Here is an 18,459-nt window from a genome sequence, read left to right as displayed (position 1 = left end):
CTCGACAGCTCCTACAGAAATGCGCGCTATCGGCCTAAATACACCTCAATCACCCGCTCGTTTTCCTGCACCTGCTCCAGCGACCCTTCGGCCAGCACGCTGCCCTGGTGCAGCACGGTGACGTGGTCGGCGATGGAGCCGACAAAACCCATGTCGTGCTCCACCACCATCAGCGAATGCTTGCCTGCAAGGCTCTTGAACAATTCGGCAGTGAATTCGGTTTCGGCGTCGGTCATGCCCGCCACCGGTTCGTCGAGCAGCAGCAGTTGCGGGTCTTGCATCAGCAACATGCCGATCTCCAGAAACTGTTTCTGACCGTGGGACAGCAGTCCAGCCGGGCGATTGACCGAAGGGGTCAGGCGGATGGTCTCCAGCACTTCGCTGATGCGATCCTTTTGCTCGCCACTCAAGCGAGCCCGCAGGCTGGCCCATACCGACTTGTCGGTTTTCTGCGCCAGCTCCAGGTTTTCGAACACGCTCAGGGCTTCGAACACCGTCGGCTTCTGGAACTTGCGGCCGATGCCGGCCTGAGCGATCTGCACTTCGCTCATCTGCGTCAGATCAAGGGTTTCACCGAACCAGGCCTTGCCGTGACTGGGGCGAGTCTTGCCGGTGATCACGTCCATCAGCGTGGTCTTGCCCGCGCCGTTGGGGCCGATGATGCAGCGCAATTCGCCGACGCCGATGTAGAGGTTCAGATTGTTCAGTGCCTTGAAGCCATCGAAGCTCACGCTGATGTCTTCCAGGGTCAGGATGGTGCCGTGGCGGGTATCCAGGCCGGGCCCGACACGTTGGCCGAGGCCGATGGCGTCGCGGCTGCTGCCGGCGTCCTTGTTCGGCTGCACTGGAAAAAAGGCCGGTTCGAGCATGAATTCAGCCGTCGCAGTCACTCTCATTGCTCACCCCTTTTTTTCAGCAAACCGATTACACCTTTGGGCAGGTACAAGGTCACGACGATGAACAGCGCGCCGAGGAAGAACAGCCAGTATTCCGGGAACGCCACGGTGAACCAGCTCTTCATGCCGTTGACCACGCCAGCGCCAAGCAGCGGCCCGATCAGCGTGCCGCGCCCGCCCAAAGCAACCCAGACAGCCGCTTCGATCGAGTTGGTCGGCGACATTTCGCTCGGGTTGATGATCCCGACCTGCGGCACATACAGCGCACCGGCCAGACCGCACAGCACCGCGCTCAACACCCAGACAAACAGCTTGAAACCGCGCGGGTCGTAACCGCAGAACATCAGCCGATTTTCCGCATCGCGCAACGCGGTCAGCACCCGACCAAATTTGCTCTGCGCCAGTCGCCATCCAATGAACAGGCTCGCCACCAGCAACACAACCGTGGCGAAAAACAGCACCGCGCGAGTACCGGGTTCGGTGATGCCAAACCCGAGAATGCTGCGGAAATTGGTGAACCCGTTGTTGCCGCCAAACCCGGTTTCGTTGCGGAAGAACAACAGCATCCCGGCGAAGGTCAGGGCCTGGGTCATGATCGAGAAATACACGCCCTTGATCCGTGAGCGGAAGGCGAAGAACCCGAACACCAGCGCCAACAATCCTGGCGCCAATACCACCAGGCACATCGACCAAAGAAAGCTGCTGGTGCCGGTCCAGTACCACGGCAACTCGGTCCACGACAGGAAGGTCATGAACGCCGGCAAGCCGTCACCCGAGGCCTGGCGCATCAGGTACATGCCCATCGCATAACCGCCGAGGGCGAAGAACAGACCGTGACCGAGGGACAGCAGACCGGCATATCCCCAGACCAGATCCAGCGCCAGGGCGACGATGGCATAGCAAAGAATCTTGCCCACCAGCGTCAGCGTGTAAGCCGAAACGTGAAACGTGCTGTCCGGCGACAACAGCGACAGCAACGGCAACGCCAGCAACAGAGCGAGGATCACCGCACCGACGGCAATCGTGACTTTGGAGCCGGCCTTTTGCGTGGCCGTGAGCATCAGGGGCTGGTTCATCAGTCGATCACCCGTCCTTTCAGTGCGAAGAGGCCTTGCGGACGTTTCTGGATGAACAGAATGATCAGCGCGAGGATCAGGATCTTGCCGAGCACGGCACCGATCTGCGGTTCGAGAATCTTGTTGGCGATGCCCAGCCCGAAAGCGGCGAGCACGCTACCGGCCAACTGCCCGACACCACCGAGCACCACCACCAGGAACGAGTCGATGATGTAGCTCTGGCCGAGGTCCGGGCCGACGTTGCCGATCTGGCTGAGCGCTACGCCGCCGAGGCCGGCAATGCCCGAGCCGAGACCGAAGGCGAGCATGTCGACACGGCCGGTGGGCACGCCGCAGCAGGCCGCCATGTTGCGATTCTGAGTGACGGCGCGCACGTTCAGGCCCAGGCGCGTCTTGTTCAGCAACAGCCAGGTCAGCACCACCACAAACAGCGCGAACGCGATGATGACGATGCGGTTGTATGGCAGCACCAGATTCGGCAGCACCTGTATCCCGCCCGACAACCACGCCGGGTTGGCCACTTCAACGTTCTGCGCACCGAACACCAGGCGCACCAGCTGAATCAGCATCAGGCTGATGCCCCAGGTGGCGAGCAGGGTTTCCAGTGGACGGCCATAGAGGTGGCGAATCACCGTGCGCTCCAGGGCCATGCCGATCGCGGCGGTGACGAAGAACGCCACGGGTAATGCGATCAGCGGATAGAACTCGATGGCCTGTGGGGCGAAGCGCTGGAACATCAGTTGCACCACGTACGTCGAGTAAGCGCCGAGCATCAGCATCTCGCCGTGGGCCATGTTGATCACACCGAGCAGGCCGAAAGTGATCGCCAGACCGAGCGCCGCGAGCAGCAGGATCGAGCCCAGCGACATGCCGCTGAAGGCCTGACCCAGCATCTCGCCGATCAGCAGTTTGCGTTTGACCTGGGCGAGGCTGGTTTCGGCGGCGGTGCGCACGTTGGCGTCGGCTTCGACACCCGGTTGCAGCAGGCTTTCGAGGCGGGTGCGGGCCAGTGGATCACCGGTTTCGCCGAGCAAACGTACCGCCGCGAGGCGTACGGCGGGGTCGGTGTCCACCAGTTGCAGATTGGCCAGCGCCAGGCTCAGCGCGGCATGAACGCTTTCGTCTTGTTCGCCGACAAGTTGCTGGTCGAGGAATTTCAGTTGCGCCGGTTTGGCGCTTTTCTGCAATTGCTGAGCGGCGACCAAACGAATCCTGGCGTCGGCGGCGAGCAGTTGGTGGCTGGCCAGCGCGGTGTCGATCAGACCCCGCAGGCGATTGTTCAGGCGCAGGGTTTTTGGTTGGCCGTCGACGGTCAACTCGCCTTGCTGCAAGGCGTTGATCAGTTCGATACGGGCCGGATCGGGCTGCGCGGCCCAGGATTCGAGAAGCTTGGCTTGCTGCACGGGATTGGCGGCGACGAAGTCTTCGGCGTCACCAGCCTGTACGTCCATCGGCAACAACATTGCGAGGGCAAGGATCAAACGGTAAAGGGCAGTCGGCATGTCTTTGGCCTTGCGCGGACTAAATGTGGGAGCGAGCCTTTGTGGCGAGGGGATTTATCCCCGTTCGGCTGCGAAGCAGTCGTTGACCAATTACATGCGATTGGACTTTGAAGTGCTGGGTCCGCTTCGCGGCCCAACGGGGATAAATCCCCTCACCACAAAGGCTCGCTCCCACAGGGATTTGTGTCGGACCTGAGCTTTGTGCTCGGGCCCGACATCCAGATGGCTTAGTTGCTCTTCACCGCATAATCCGGCTTTTTGTCGTTACCCGAGATGAACGGGCTCCACGGCTGGGCACGGATCGGTCCTTCGGTCTGCCACACCACGTTGAACTGACCGTCGGCCTGGATCTCGCCGATCATCACCGGTTTGTGCAGGTGGTGATTGGTCTTGTCCATGGTCAGGGTGTAGCCGGACGGCGCGACAAAGGTCTGGCCGGCGAGGGCTTCGCGGACTTTGTCGACGTTGGTGGACTTGGCTTTCTCAGCCGCTTGCGCCCACATGTGAATGCCGACGTACGTGGCTTCCATCGGGTCGTTGGTCACCGCTTTGTCGGCGCCTGGCAGGTTGTGTTTCTTCGCGTAGGCTTTCCAGTCGGCGACGAATTTCTTGTTCGCCGGGTTCTCCACCGACTGGAAGTAGTTCCACGCCGCGAGGTTGCCCACCAGCGGTTTAGTGTCGATGCCGCGCAGTTCTTCTTCACCGACCGAGAACGCCACGACCGGAACGTCGGTGGCTTTCAGACCCTGGTTGGCCAGCTCTTTATAGAACGGCACGTTGGAGTCGCCGTTGACAGTGGAGATGACCGCTGTCTTGCCACCGGCCGAGAATTTTTTGATGTTGGCCACGATGGTTTGATAGTCGCTGTGGCCGAACGGGGTGTAGACCTCTTCGATGTCCTTGTCCGCCACACCTTTGGAGTGCAGGAACGAGCGCAGGATCTTGTTGGTGGTGCGCGGGTAGACGTAGTCGGTGCCGAGCAGGAAGTAACGCTTGGCGCTGCCGCCTTCTTCGCTCATCAGGTATTCCACCGCCGGGATCGCCTGTTGGTTTGGCGCGGCGCCGGTGTAGAACACGTTCGGCGACATTTCTTCGCCTTCGTATTGCACCGGGTAGAACAGCAGGCCGTTGAGCTCTTCGAACACCGGCAACACCGATTTACGCGACACCGAGGTCCAGCAGCCGAATACCACGGCGACCTTGTCCTGGGTCAGCAACTGCCGGCCCTTTTCCGCGAACAGCGGCCAGTTCGATGCCGGGTCGACGACAACAGGTTCCAGCTTCTTGCCGTTCACGCCGCCCTTGGCATTGATCTCGTCGATGGTCATCAACGCCATGTCTTTGAGCGACGTCTCGGAGATCGCCATGGTCCCGGACAACGAATGCAGAATACCGACCTTGATGGTCTCGGCGGCCTGGACAGTCCAGGTCATGCCCATCGCGGCAATGCTTGCCGTGAGTGTGAAAGCCTTGATCAAGTTGCGACGCTTCATTGTGCGATCTCCATGAACATTAGAAATTTTTCTTGGTTGGCAGATGCGGACTACTGAAAGGTCTTTAGCAAGGGCTGTGCCCAACAACGGGAATACGGTGTCTGGTAGGGCAAACGTTGGTTGGCGCAACGGGCGTTGCACTATTAACAGGCGGGGAGGCTGATCGGGTGGGCGGGCCTGCGCACAAATGGTGCTGCACCCGATTGCGAAAGCGGCACAGCAAATGGATACACAAACGATATTTATGTACCGCGTTTCACAGAGACCTCGAGGCCAAACTCGACAACTATCCCAAAAAACTCGCAGGACCTCTGTTATGAACGATGTTTTAAACCGGCAAACCCGCGCCGCTGTACCTCCACCTAAAGCCAGATTGCCCAAACTGAGCCCGGAGTTTCTGACCGAGGAGGATGCTGCCTACTGGGTTCATGACCAGATTCCGGCCAATTCGGACAGAGAGTACGGAAGTGTGATTGTGCGATCGCCAGACGGGTATTTCGCGGCCACAAGGCCTGTACCGGGTGAGGTCGACCGGTTTGATCTCAGAACCATTCTGGATACCGACGCCCGCGGAAATTATGTCCATCCCCATGGTTATACCTGCGTCGCGAATGTCCATACCCATCCACCGGCACACGATAAAGTCCGCGAAGCCAATCCGGGCATAGATGAATTCACTGTCCGGCTTTTCATCAATTTCTTCTCCAATCTGGATGTCATCGCCGATATCTCGGAACGTACGTTTTTTACCAGCGCCTATCTCTCCGGGCCGGACGGGTTACTGTTGAAGTATTCGCCCAGCGGTTCGCAGGAAGAATTCAGCTATTACCTCTGGCTCCTCGCGGGGGCACCGCCTGGCAATCCTGTCGGTGTCTTTGGCGTGGTGAATATCATCCGAAAGGTTGCATCGATCGGCGAGCTGAAAGTCATTGTGTCCAATGCGGACTGGACCGGCTCCGTCGGCAAAGTGCCGTCGGACTGGCAGCCAGGCAAACCCTTTTCCAAGGGGGTGGTTACAACGTTGCCATTGATGACACGCATTTGCGCCAGCGCCGAACGGGCCGTTCTTGCTGCCTTGAAAACCGCAAGCGCACAGACTTCGGGGCTAGTGCTAAAAAACAGCGTGGCCAAGGACTATGTAGCGACACAGGCGCGCCCCGCCGGGGTGGCATCGTGGGATCCAGTCTCTTTTTTTCCGCCAGGTGACGACGGCAAGCTGAAATGGCCCGACGGCTATGAGCTGGAAGGATTCTATTACGCCTCCCGACCTGATCCTGCCAATTTCCCTCGAAAACAGCACTGGCTTTACGAGAATTTCTTCACACCGGATGAAATGGCGCTCGCTGTTGAATGCCATGCCAGGAGCAAACCGCTGCTCACCGCCGGCAGACCCTTGTCGCTGTACATGCAGGCCATGGATTCCGCGATGTTGAAGTACAGCTTCAGCGGCTCTCAGCTTGAAGCGGCCCTGAGCGTCAAGCACCCTGACGGAACAATTGACGCCGGAGGCCTCCAGTCCAGGGTGCAGACCGGGCTGGTTGGACCCCGTGAGTTCGTTTCGGCAGTGTTGCTGGCCGGCCGGCTTGACGTCGTGCGGGGAAGCACGCTGTGGAAGCGGCTCGGGGCCGTCGGGGTCGACTGGATACCCTACGCTGATTTTTCATGGCCGATGTTGAGTCCGGCATTTTTATCGGCCGATGATGCGGCGCGTTATGTCCATGCAAACATCGACAGCCGGCGCGACTGGCAATATGCCGGCTACATTTTTCAGCGTGCCGACAAGCGTTTCATCGCCACCGAACCGCTGGAGGGCGGGATTGATTCGATCAGACGCGGCCTGTTTTTTCCTCTCGACAACGCAGGGCGCTCCGTTTTTCCCGACGAACATGTTTTGCAGGGGCATTATGTTTCTCACGAAGAGCTTTCGCGGCTTGATCCCCTGAAAGTGGAAAGGTTGAAGTGGTCTCGTCAGGAAGCTGCTCTGAGCATGCAATCGTTCAGTGTCGAAGAGATGAGGCAGGTTTTGCTTGATGAGATCCCTCTGTTCCTGTCAGGTGCGCGAAACAGTCCTGTCAGGTTTGAGCCTCTTGAAACGCCTGCTGCGCGTCTACTGGAAAGTCGCCTGGGTACCCGCACACATGCCGGTCCGCTGGCGGTTGCGCTGGATACGGGAACCACTCGGCCCGGGGATTTCATCAGGGAGCAAGCGGCGGCTGGTCGATTGACCGTTTTGGTGAACAGTGAATTGTGGGGCGCGCGCGGGCAGGTATCGGCTTCATGGATCGTCCCCTCTGTACCGTCGAAATGGATACGCCCGGAGCAAGCGGCGTTCGGGGCGGTTTTTTCCTCGGCAGATGACGCCGCACAGGATCGATATTCCCGTGACACGCGCCTGAATGATGAAGAAAAAGCGTGGTTCGGTTTCATCCTCAAACACCAGGACCGGGAAGAGTATGTCTCGACCGAGCTGGTTCCGGTCGACAGCGAGCGGAACACTGTGTTCCAGCTGCAAAGTGTGTTCGGTGTTTCCAGAACACCTCCGTGGTATCTGCTCCCTGAAGGTTTCATCCAGCATGCCTTCTTTTATTCGCACCGGCGCGTGAGGCTTGCGTCGCCGGAGGCTGGATCCTGGCTTGGGCAATATTTCATCGTGCCTGACGACCTTTACCTCTCGGTTCGCTACTCCCAGCGTCGGCCGGTCATGGAACCGCATGAGCCCATACCTCTTTACATTGCTACTCAGGACGGAGCGCTGCTCAAATACGTCAATCGCGGCGGGAGCAAACTGTTTGACGACGGCACACCCCACATGGGGTTGGAGAGCATCAAGAACAATCTGGCCAGCGGAAAGTTGCTGCCTGCGGATTTCGTCAAGGTGGTTGCCAACAGTGGTGAGCTGAGCGTAATGCGAACGAGCTTGTGCTGGGACAGGGCGTGGCCCGTCGACCTGAAGTGGCGCCCCTATATGAACCTGGAGCGTCGCTGGCTGAGCCCGGCCTTTTACGATCCGGACGATGCGGTGGTACATGCCCGTTCCCGGTTGCCCGTTGATGCGAAAAAACGCTTTGGCGGGGTGGTTTTGACGCGTGCGGATGGCCTGTATGTGGCCACCGATCCGATCGAGGTTTCTCGGGAAGATTTCAATATCAATGAGATCTATCCGGACGAAAGCGTAATCACCGGACTGTTCCCGGCCGGGTGTCGGGTTGCCGGACGCTATCGGTCAAGGGTGGTGAAAGAACTGCCGCTGGTGTTATCGGAAATCGAGAAGCAGACATACCTGAACATGTTGTCGGTCGATACCGTGTACACGGCATTTACTCGTCCGTCTGCAACGGCACTCGATGAATACCTGTTCGGACCTGACGGTTCGGTGATTCGCTACCGAACGGGGCTTTTGAGCCGCCTGCATGTCGCGAAAACGCTGATTGATTTTGGAAGTTTGCCACCGGACCTTGATGGTAAAAAAATCAAACAGAAAATATACGACGGTGCATTGAAACCCAGTGAGTGGGTCGATTTTTTGACCAAGGCAGATTACCTGCAGGTCGTCACAGGCAGTCGGTTGTGGGGCGCGCGCGGCCCGTTGACCGGGTGGGTGCCCTATCCTGCGGTTCTGCCTTCCGTACTGGACTACACCAAGGCAGTCACCGCTCCAGCCTGCAGCCCGGTTTTCGTTCAGGACGACGCCGTTGCGCGCCATGTTCATGACGCCTCAGGCAGCCGAACGGCCCTGACATTCGGTTTCATTTTGTGGTCTGACCGAGACGGCGTTTTCTTTGCCAATATGCCGGTAGAAGCCCAGCGCTCACAGATGGCGCTTGATCGTGTATTTCTCGACGGAGCGCTACCTGCCCGGTGCGCCTTGCATGCTCTGTATTTCAGCGCGCAACGCGCGCCGGAAGGGGAACTGGACGATGACTCCCGACAGTTTTTCTTCTCGCCGATCGACGTTCATCAGATGTGCGCAGCTGCTTACACTCCGCAGGGGTACAGGCCGATTTACTTCTCCTGTGCCGATGGTGCGCTGTTGCGGTTCGACATGGCCCCCTTTGAGCCCGGAGAATTTTACGATGAGTATGGTCAGGCAGAGATCAGGTCAAACCAGTTCGCGTCATTGGAACAGGCCACTGGTGACGAGCGTGACATTTTGCGAGGCACGATCAATTTGTCGGACTACATCCATCGCATGGCAAAGGCCGGAAAACTCGAAGTCATAGTGACCAGCGATTATTGGTCACGTCACGGAGTGGTTGGCGAGGACTGGCAGCCACGCATGCCGGATGCGTCCAGCGACGAATACTGGGCAGCCAGGCCAGTGCCGGCACTGGGGCCGGTCTTCGATCATGCCGACGATGCTGCCCGTTATGCACAACAGCGAGCGGGTAGCGGCATCGACAGACTTGATGCCGGTTATGAGGGCGCGATATTGGCCAGGGTGACTTCTCGTCGTTTCGTCCCGCTCGAACCGGTCGCGATTTCCGCTTATGGAGACAACCCCTTCACCCGGATATTCCGCACAGCGAAGGATCCTTCCACGACCTGGCGCAACCCATCACCACGATACCCTGACGGTTACACGCTCGTGGCCAGTCACCAGTTCTATTTATCAGGAAATACTACATTGGCGCCTGACACCGAGGAGGTCTATGCAAATTTTGCTGCACCGAGCCTGGTTTACGCGCATACCCATGACCTCAGGGACAAAGGGTTCCAGATCAAGGACTACTACTATTCAAGCCCTCACGGCGTATTGCTCAGATATACCCCCGGCTACACACGCGCCGAAAAAGACCTGCTGTTGACGAAGCCAGTGGATTTTGCAGGTGGGAAGTGGGTCGAACGTCTTTCCCCTGCGACGTTTATCTCCAGCCTGGTGGACCTTGGTGACTTCAGGGTGTTGATAGCCGGGCATTACTGGAGACAAACCGGTCGCATGGGCACAAAGTGGCGCGAGCGCCGGAAGCAGTCATCCAGCCTTGTAATGACCTGGAGTCGGGACGAGCTGTGATAATCAGGAGCCCGGAGGCGTGGTTGTCGGCGACGTAATCGGGCAGACGCCAATCATCTTTTGCGCATCAGGCCAATGAAAAAAAGCCCGCCAATGGCCGCGGTGGTAATGCCGATGGGCAAGTCTTCCGGGGCAATCATGGTTCGAGCTGCGACGTCGACCCACACCAGAAAAAAGCTGCCGATCAGCACGCACACCGGCAACAGCCGACGATGCTCGGCGCCGACCAGGCGCCGGGCAATGTGCGGGACCATCAGCCCGACAAAGCCGATCGAGCCGCTGATCGACACAAGCACCCCGGTCATCAGCGAAGCGATCACGAATACCCGCAGTCGAACCGCCCGGGCATTGAGGCCGAGGGTAACCGCGGTCTGTTCACCCGCCATCAAGGCATTCAACGGTCGCGCCATGCCCAACAACAAAACCAGCCCGAGCAATACGCTGGCGGCCGGCACCGCGAGCAGTTCCCAGCGCGCCAACCCGAGGCCGCCAAGCATCCAGAACATCACCGCCGAACTCGCACGGTGATCGCCGAGAAACAGCAACAGATTAGCGATCGCCATCATCACGAAGGACACCGCCACACCGCACAACAGCAGCCGATCACTGTCCAGCCGCCCCTTGCGGTTGGCGATCATCAGCACGATCAGCATGCTCAGCAGCGCGCCGATAAACGCCGCGATGGGCAAGGTCAGCAGGCCGACGATTTCGCCGACATGCAGCACCACGATCACTGCGCCAAGCGTCGCGCCGGACGTCACACCGAGCAAATGCGGATCGGCCAACGGATTGCGCGTCACCGCTTGCAGCACCGCGCCGATCAACGCCAGGCCAGCGCCCACCAATGCGCCGAGCAACATGCGCGGCACGCGGATCAACCACACGATATGTTCCTGTCCGGCCGTCCAGCTCACATCGCCGAAACCGAACGCCTTGTGCAGCAGAATCTGCCACACCACATCCACCGGCATCCGCGCCGGGCCGAAGCCCAGCGACACCACGCACGACACCAGCAACAGCGCGCCAAGGACCGTTAGCAACAAGGCGTAGCGACGATCCATCATTCGCCGTGGAAACCCTTGGCCAGGGTTTCAACCGCCAGCACGTTGTCGATGCCCGGCGTGGCCTGCACGTAAGGGATCACAATGAAGCGCTGGTTCTTGATCGCGTCCACCGATTGCAGCGCCTTGCTGTTCAGCAGGAATTGCTCCTTCTGCTCGGCGGTGACCTCGCCGTAATCGACGATCACAATCACCTGCGGATTGCGCTCGACCACGTTTTCCCAATTCACGCGGGTCCAGCTCGCGTCGACGTCATCCAGAATATTGCGCCCGCCCGCCGCGTCGATCAGCGCTTGCGGCATGCCGAGGCGGCCGGAGGTCATGGCGCGGTCTTCGCCACTGTCATAGAGGAACACGCGCGGTTTGTTGGCCGGCAGATCCTTGCGCACGTCCGCAACTTGCGCCTGCATCTGTGCGATCAAGGCATTGGCACGATCCTGCACGTCGAAGATTTTGCCGAGGTTGCGCAGGTCGTTGTAGGTGTCTTCCAGGCTGGCCGCCGGACGCTTCATCACGAAGGCGCAAGACTCAGTCAGCTCGTAGACGTTGATGCCCAGCGGCTGCAACGTCTGCGGCGTGAGATCACCACCGACGCGCATGCCGTAGTCCCAACCGGCGAAGAAGAAATCGACGTTGGCGTTGAGCAGGGTTTCCACCGACGGGTACTTGGCCGCCAGCTCCGGCAGGCCATCAAGGATGGCCTGCATCTCGGGCGTGACCGACTTCCAGCCAGTCACGCCGCTGTAGCCGGCCATGCGAGGTTTGAGGCCGAGGGCGAGCATCATCTGGGTCATGTTGATGTCGTGACTGACTGCGTGTTTTGGTGCTTGCGTGAAGGTCACGTCGCGGTTGCAGCTCTGGATCTTCAGCGGATATTTCGTGGACTCGGCAAACGCTTGGGCGCTGCCCAGCAACAGAGCGACGCACAGCAGGGAACGCAAAGTCATGGTTGGGTTATCCAGGTGATTCGTGGGTAGCCGTGCAGGGGGTGTTCGTCGATCAGCGCTTCGACGCCAAACACATCGCGCAGCAGCTGGGTGGTCAGGACTTCTTTGGGGGCGCCGCAGGCAACGATGCGGCCATGATTGATTACGTACAGCCGGTCGCAGAAAGCGGCGGCGAGATTGAGGTCGTGGATGCTCGCCAGCGTGCCGATCTTCAGGCGCTTGACCAACTTCAGTAACTCAAGCTGATAGCGTGGGTCGAGGTGGTTTGTGGGCTCGTCGAGGATCAGCACTTGCGGTTGCTGGGCCAGGGCGCGGGCGAGAATTACCCGTTGTTTTTCACCGCCGGAGAGGGTGGCGAAAGCGTGGTCTTCGAAACCTTTGAGGCCGACGGATTCCAGTACTTGAGTCGCGAGGTTCCGGTCTTCGAGGGTGTCGCCGTCGAACAGGCCTTTGTGCGGTGTACGGCCCATGGCGACCACTTCGTCGACGGTCAGGCCGAAGGCGTCGGGGAATTCCTGCAACACTACGGCGATGCGTTGCGCGCACCAGCGTGAGGATTGGCTCCAGACGTTGTGGTGGTCGAGCCTGACCTCACCGCTCTCCGGTTTGCTGAAGCGATAAGCGCAGCGCAGCAGGCTGGTCTTGCCGCTGCCGTTGGGGCCGATCAACCCGACAAACTCACCGACGGCCACGTGCAGGGAGGCGTCACGCAACTGGAACTGGTGATGACAGTGGCCGTGACCCAAGGGTGTCCAGGCGAGGTGGGTGAGGTTCAGCGAGGTCATGCATTTACTCGAAGATTTGCGGTGATGCTGATGACGCTTTCGCGGGCAAGTCGAATCGTCGCACCGCCGCTCCCACATTGGAATGCGATCCAATGTGGGAGCGGCGGTGCGACGATTCGACTTGCTCGCGAAGGGGCCCTTGAATCAAAAGGTGTAATCAGCGGTGACGAAGAACGACCGCGGCTCACCAAAATGACCGTGTGATAAGCGCACGAAGTCTACAGATCCCTCTAAAACACGCATCTCAGCCGTTTCATGATGAAGATGAGGCCGATTCAGTTTGTCGGGTGAATCGTGAAAACAGTACTCGATCCAGCAACCAGACCACCACCAATGAAGCGCCCACCAACGGAAACGCCACCGCCAGTACCAGCATGATCGCCACTCCGGTTTTCCATGTCGGCAGATCATGGCGCAGCGGTGGAACACCGAACTTGCCTTGCGGGCGGCGCTTCCACCAGATGACCACGCCGCTGACGGCGCTGAGCAGAATCATCAGGCAGATCAGCAGCACGATGATCTGGTTGAGCACGCCGAACATCTTGCCTTCGTGGAGCATCACGCTGATTTCCGTGACGCGGGCTACGGTGCCGTATTGCTCGAAGCGCACATCGGCGAGGACGTTTGCGGTGTACTGATCGACATGCAGGGTGGCGTCGTTGCGCGGGTCGTCGGCGAACACTGCGATGGTGAATACGCCGGTGGCCGTGGTCGGGAACGTGATGCTGTAACCTGGCTCGACCTTGCGCTGTTCGGCGATGTTCTGCACGTCTTGCAGGCTGATGGTCGGTGCGGCGGGACCGGGCTGGGCGGTGCCGTGTGCCATGTGTTCGGCGTGGTCACCGGACATCGGCATCGGCGTGTTTTCCATCGCCCATGGCACGGTCTGGCGCGTGGCGGTGTTGAGGCTGCGTGCTTCGACGTCGGACTTGGGCATGTCATTCCACATGGCGTCCGGGAACACGTTCCAGACGCCGGCGTATTGCTTGCCCCAGAACCCGGTCCAGGCCATGCCGCTGAGCAGCATCACCAGCAACAATGCCGCGCCCCAGAATCCGGTGACCGCGTGCAGATCGCGCCACAGCGCGCGCCCGCGATAGCTCAGGCGCGGCCAAAGAATTCCCGCTGCCTGACCGCGTGGCCACCAGAGGAAAACTCCCGATACCACCAGCACCACGCCCCAGCCAGCGGCGATTTCGATCAGTCGATCACCGACCGTGCCGATCATCAATTCACCGTGAATCGCACGGGCAACGGCTTGCAGATTTTTCTTCGCGTCTTGCTCGCCGAGGATGTCGCCGCGGTACGGATCGACGAAAACGTTCAGCTCGTTACCGGCATTGAGCACGACAAATTGCGCGCTGCGTTCGGTGTTGATCGGCGGCAGGTATTGCTTGATCGTTGCTTGTGGATAAGCGCCTTTCACCCGCTTGAGCAGGTCGTCGGCTGGGAGGCTGTGGTGACCGGCCGGGACGTTCATCAGGCTGCCGTACATCAACGGATCGAGTTGCGGCTTGAACAGGTAAATGACGCCGGTCAGGGCCAGCATCACCATGAATGGCGCGACGAACAGACCGGCATAAAAATGCCAGCGCCAGGCCAGGTTGTAGAAGTTCACTTTAGGCTGTTTCATCGGTTGTGCTCCGCTTGGCGAATCAATTGTTTTGAAAAGATCGCAGCCTCGTTTTACTCGACAGCTCCTACGGGTGTACGTGCCAATGTAGGAGCTGGCGAAGCCTGCGATCTTTTGACTTTTTGTTAGAAACTCATGTCCACCTTGGTCCAGAGCGTTCGCCCCGGTTCTTTGATGGCCTGCGGGTCATTGGCCGGGTAGCCAAAACCGGCGTTGCCGGCCAGGTTCAAATGCTCGGCGTAAGCCTTGCCGAACAGGTTGTCCACGCCACTGCTGACCTTCCAGTGCTTGTTGATCCAATAGGCACCGTTGAGCGAGAACACGCCAAACCCCGAGGTCTTGTCGAAGTCCTTGCCGACCACGTTGCCCTTGTTTTGGTCGATACGGTTTTGCGCCGCGACCACTCTCCACAGTGCGCCGGCGCTCCAGTTGTCTTCGCTATAGGTCAGGCCGAAACGCGCATCCAGCGGCGGCATTTGCGGCAACGCGTTGCCGTCGCTGCTGTTCTTGCCCCAGGCATAGGCCAGGGTCGCATCGGTCTTCCAGTTCGACGTCAGCTTGTAAGCCGCCCCGAGTTCACCGCCCATGATCCGCGCGTCGATGTTCTCGGCTTGCGAGGTCATGCCCATCATTCCGGGCGTGTAGTTGAACAGGATGTAATCGCGCACCTGCCCGACGTAACCCGAGGCCCAGGCTTCGAGGTCTTCGGTCTTGTATTGCAGGCCGAAATCGAGCTGGGTGGTTTTCTCGGGCTTGATCGAATCGAAGGCGTTCACCGAACCGACGGGGCCCGAGTTGGGCGAAAACAGCTCCCAGTAATCCGGGAACCGCTGGGTGTGACCGAGACCGGCATACAGCGTGGTCGGGTTGTCGGCCAGATCATGCTCGTAACGGATGAAGCCGCTTGGCAGGGTGTCGGCGCGGGTGTCATCCGCGGTCGGGTTGCGGCGGGTCATCATCCCGGAGCCGGTGGTCTGCCGGAAATCCTTCGCCGAAGCGCGGTCCAGTCGCGCGCCGGTAATCACTCGATCACGGTCAGCGGCGTACCAGGTCAGTTCGCTGAACACGCCGTAATTGTGGAAGTCGGCGTCCTTGTTGCGCGGCAAATCCTTATAGGTGTCGATGCCCATGGCGCTGCGCTTGCGGTGTTCGTTGGTCTGCGCGTCGATGCCGCTGATCAACTGCACATCGGCCCAGCGCCAGGTGCCTTTGATCCGTGCGCCGAGGGTTCGGCGATCGACACTGGAGGCCATCGGGCCAGCCATCATCCCGGTGCCCGACGGTGTGCGCAGGGTGTAGTTGTCCATCACGTGGTCGGCGTAGTTGTAGTAGATCTGTGCTTCGACCTTGTCCAGCACGTCGCCGATACTGGATTTCTCGAAACGCAGACCCAGGCTTTCGCGTTTGAACTGCGCACCGTCCATGCCGCGTCCGGCGTAACGGGCTTCGCCATCGCCCTTGCCGGCGGTGAGTTCCAGAAGCGTGTCGGCGTCCGGGGTCAAGCCAACGGCGACGTCACCGTTCCACTTGTCGTAGCGCGAGGCCACGGTGTCGTTGTTGCCGTCCCGGTAGTCGTCGGAATGCGCGGTGTTGCCGATCACTCGCACGTAACCCAACGGGCCGCCGGCGGCGGCATCCACTACTTTGTCGAAGCGGCCGTTGGAGCCTGCCAATACGCTGGCGTTCACCCGCGTGCCGAGTTGACCGAAGCTTTCCGGTTCGCGGTCGAACAGGATGGTGCCGGCCGATGCGCCCGGTCCCCACAACACGGTTTGCGGGCCTTTGATAACGGTGAGCTTGTCGTAGGTTTCCGGGGAGATGTAGGAGGTCGGTGCGTCCATCCGGCCCGGGCAGGCTCCGAGCATCTGGCCGCCGTTGGTGAGGATGTTCAGTCGTGAGCCGAACATGCCGCGCAGTACCGGGTCACCATTTGTGCCGCCGTTACGCACCAGGGCGAAGCCGGGAATGGTCTTCAGGTAATCGCCACCGTCACTGGCCGGCACTGGTTGGCGCGGGTCCTTGGGGTTGGTGACGATGGTCAGCGGCGAACTCGGTGCGATGGCGGTAATCACCGTCGGGCTCAGTTCCTCATTGTGGCCGGCGTGCTCGTCGGCCAGCACCATCGGGGTCAGCAGTGCGCCGCAAATAACGGCGGTAGCGTGCCTGAAACGAACGCGCGTTTCGTTCAGGGCAAAAGAAGCCTGGGCAGCGCTCAAGCGTGTGTCAGCAGAAAACCTGGACATGACAATTTCCATCGAACAGTCGTAAACGACACGGCCGGCAGCCTGCGCAATCCCTGTGGGAGCGGGCTTGTGTGGCGAGGGAGCTTGCTCCCGCTTGAGTGCGCAGCACTCACAAAAGGGGCCGCTACGCAGCTCAGCGCGAGCAAGCTCGCTCGCCACACAAGTCCGCTCCCACAGGTTGCTCTGGTTGTCTTCAGGACCGTGTGAGATCGGGTAGGTGTTTACGCGACGACGGGCGGTGCGCGGGTGCGGGCGCCGGGGAAGAAGGTTTGCCGGGCGTGGCCCAGGCGTGTGGCAGGTGTGGTGAAGGTGGTAGCTGTTGGTGTATCGAATGCAATGAAGGACTGGCCACCCGTCAGCGCCGGGCAATTGAACAGCAGGCTGCAATAGCCGCACTTTTCCCAGATGGCGTGATGAGGCGTCTTGGGTGGGCAGTGCTCGGCAGCGGCTTGCACGTCGTGGGCGCCGTGCTCCATGGCTGACATATCCATGGGCATGTCCATCGACATGCTCATGGAGACTTTCATCAGGGCGGAGGCGCGCTGATCCATCGGCATCGACTGAGAAATCAGCGGACCGATGAAGATCATCAACATGGCGAACAGGCTGATCCAGCTGCCTCGAGTCAGGCTCAAGGGCTGACGGCGGGAGGCGGGTGACCTGGTGCCAAGCGGGCGCATGGGCGTATTCAGCTCTGGCGATTACGGGTTGTGCGCGTGCGCGTGCGCTTGCATGCTTTCCGGTGCCTTTTTCTGCACCGAGACTTCGACGGTCACGTCACCGGACTGCTCGAAATGCATCGTCAGCGGGAAGCGCTTGCCATCGCTCAGCAGGCTGCGGTCTTTCAGTTCCAGCAGCATGACGTGGTAGGCCATCGGTGCAAAAGTGACGTCGCCACCGGCCGGGATTTCGACGGTGGGCACCTGCTGCATTTTCATCAAATCGTTCTGCATCACGTGCTCGTGCAACTGGGCGATGCCTGCAATCGGCGAATCGACGCTGAGCAGTTTGTCAGCCGTCTTGCCCTTGTTTTGAATCACAAAGTAAGCCGCGACGGTCGGCGCATTCGATGGCAATTCTTGCGACCACGGATGAGCGATTTCCAGTTCGCCAGCCTTGTATTCATGGGCATTGGCAAAGCAGGCAGGCAGCAGCAACGCAGCCAGAACGATGAGTTTGTTCAACATGGCAGTTCTCCGGAACGATTCAAGACGCAGGTCAATTGCGAGAAGGAATCACACCAGAGGGGAAGCGCGGGGGTTGAGGCTCGGCCATTGCTGGCGTGGAGTGGGTGTGTCGAGAGTGGCGGCGGGCAGGCTTCGATTGGCATCGAAACGCGCGAAGTACAACTGCGGCACATGCCCGGGCAATGCCACCAGCGGCGCTGAGCCGGAACAGCACCAGCAATGCTGCATGTTGGAATGATCGTCATTCTGCGGGGCTTTCTGCTCAAGCGTCCCCAGGGAAGTCGCCACCATCTTCGTGCCAGTGGACGAACAGAAACTGCCCCACAACACCTGCTCGGCCGGCGATTTCGCCGTCTGCGCCATCGCTCCGGTCATCGGCATGGCGAGCATGTTGAACAGCACTGCGAAGCAGGCGATCCAGGCAATTGCGAGCCGTTGTCGGGACATGGGACAGATCCGGTTGGGTGGGCGATCAAGCGCGGCTATTTAGCCTGATCAGTGCCGATAAGTAAAAACGCGGCGTGCGGTTTGGTGTCGCAGTGTATTTCAGATGAGTGTAGCTGCTCCGATTTGAAATGCCGGGAGGAGTTGTGGCTAGCCTACAACCTGTGGCGAGGGAGCTTGC

Annotated in this window: 13 protein-coding genes; 1 reads left to right on the top strand and 12 read right to left on the bottom strand. The window is 59.8% G+C overall.

All coding sequences use genetic code 11. The features are described 5' to 3' along the window. Nucleotides 1–26: 26 nt before the first annotated feature. The 4 genes from urtD to urtA all read right to left on the bottom strand — a co-directional run bounded on the left by urtD (nucleotide 27) and on the right by urtA (nucleotide 4,967). Nucleotides 27–896, bottom strand: a complete 870-nt coding sequence (urtD, locus tag ACYZTL_RS12550) for an urea ABC transporter ATP-binding protein UrtD (RefSeq protein ID WP_461952051.1) — start codon at nucleotides 894–896, stop codon at nucleotides 27–29. Further along, nucleotides 893–1,972, bottom strand: a complete 1,080-nt coding sequence (gene urtC / locus ACYZTL_RS12545; RefSeq protein ID WP_461952050.1) for an urea ABC transporter permease subunit UrtC — start codon at nucleotides 1,970–1,972, stop codon at nucleotides 893–895. Before urtC ends, urtD begins: the two co-directional genes overlap by 4 nt. Then, nucleotides 1,972–3,474, bottom strand: coding sequence for an urea ABC transporter permease subunit UrtB (urtB, locus tag ACYZTL_RS12540; protein ID WP_461952049.1), 1,503 nt, complete (start codon nucleotides 3,472–3,474; stop codon nucleotides 1,972–1,974). The genes urtC and urtB overlap by 1 nt, the downstream gene beginning before the upstream one ends. Nucleotides 3,475–3,701: 227 nt before the next feature. Further along, nucleotides 3,702–4,967: an urea ABC transporter substrate-binding protein gene (gene urtA / locus ACYZTL_RS12535; protein WP_461952048.1), complete on the bottom strand. Its 1,266-nt coding sequence runs from the start codon at nucleotides 4,965–4,967 to the stop codon at nucleotides 3,702–3,704. Between the two features lie 316 nt (nucleotides 4,968–5,283). Here urtA and ACYZTL_RS12530 point away from each other — a divergent pair, with 316 nt between their 5' ends. Further along, nucleotides 5,284–9,978, top strand: coding sequence for a DUF4329 domain-containing protein (locus tag ACYZTL_RS12530; protein ID WP_461952047.1), 4,695 nt, complete (start codon nucleotides 5,284–5,286; stop codon nucleotides 9,976–9,978). 53 nt (nucleotides 9,979–10,031) lie between these two features. Here ACYZTL_RS12530 and ACYZTL_RS12525 read toward each other — a convergent pair whose 3' ends face one another. From ACYZTL_RS12525 to ACYZTL_RS12490, 8 genes are all read right to left on the bottom strand, one after another. Further along, a complete protein-coding gene (locus ACYZTL_RS12525; protein ID WP_461952046.1) occupies nucleotides 10,032–11,042 on the bottom strand; it encodes a FecCD family ABC transporter permease in 1,011 nt (336 codons plus the stop codon). Further along, complete coding sequence (locus ACYZTL_RS12520) at nucleotides 11,039–11,986, bottom strand: ABC transporter substrate-binding protein (RefSeq protein ID WP_461952045.1); 948 nt, start codon at nucleotides 11,984–11,986, stop codon at nucleotides 11,039–11,041. Before ACYZTL_RS12520 ends, ACYZTL_RS12525 begins: the two co-directional genes overlap by 4 nt. Next, on the bottom strand, nucleotides 11,983–12,771 hold the full coding sequence (locus ACYZTL_RS12515) for an ABC transporter ATP-binding protein (RefSeq protein ID WP_461952044.1): 789 nt from the start codon (nucleotides 12,769–12,771) through the stop codon (nucleotides 11,983–11,985). The genes ACYZTL_RS12520 and ACYZTL_RS12515 overlap by 4 nt, the downstream gene beginning before the upstream one ends. Before the next feature lie 253 nt (nucleotides 12,772–13,024). Continuing rightward, nucleotides 13,025–14,404, bottom strand: a complete 1,380-nt coding sequence (locus ACYZTL_RS12510; protein WP_461952043.1) for a PepSY-associated TM helix domain-containing protein — start codon at nucleotides 14,402–14,404, stop codon at nucleotides 13,025–13,027. Between the two features lie 125 nt (nucleotides 14,405–14,529). Continuing rightward, nucleotides 14,530–16,647, bottom strand: coding sequence for a TonB-dependent copper receptor (locus tag ACYZTL_RS12505; protein WP_461952042.1), 2,118 nt, complete (start codon nucleotides 16,645–16,647; stop codon nucleotides 14,530–14,532). Between the two features lie 221 nt (nucleotides 16,648–16,868). Further along, nucleotides 16,869–17,327: a DUF2946 domain-containing protein gene (locus ACYZTL_RS12500; protein ID WP_461952041.1), complete on the bottom strand. Its 459-nt coding sequence runs from the start codon at nucleotides 17,325–17,327 to the stop codon at nucleotides 16,869–16,871. A gap of 21 nt (nucleotides 17,328–17,348) precedes the next feature. Further along, a complete protein-coding gene (locus tag ACYZTL_RS12495) occupies nucleotides 17,349–17,834 on the bottom strand; it encodes a copper chaperone PCu(A)C (protein WP_461952040.1) in 486 nt (161 codons plus the stop codon). A gap of 48 nt (nucleotides 17,835–17,882) precedes the next feature. Continuing rightward, nucleotides 17,883–18,281, bottom strand: coding sequence for a DUF2946 domain-containing protein (locus tag ACYZTL_RS12490; protein ID WP_461952039.1), 399 nt, complete (start codon nucleotides 18,279–18,281; stop codon nucleotides 17,883–17,885). Nucleotides 18,282–18,459: the final 178 nt, after the last annotated feature.

The sequence above is a fragment of the Pseudomonas sp. LB3P81 genome (assembly GCF_054897965.1).
The sequence above is the reverse complement of the archived record's forward strand: the minus strand, read 5'-3'. Positions and strand labels throughout refer to the sequence as shown.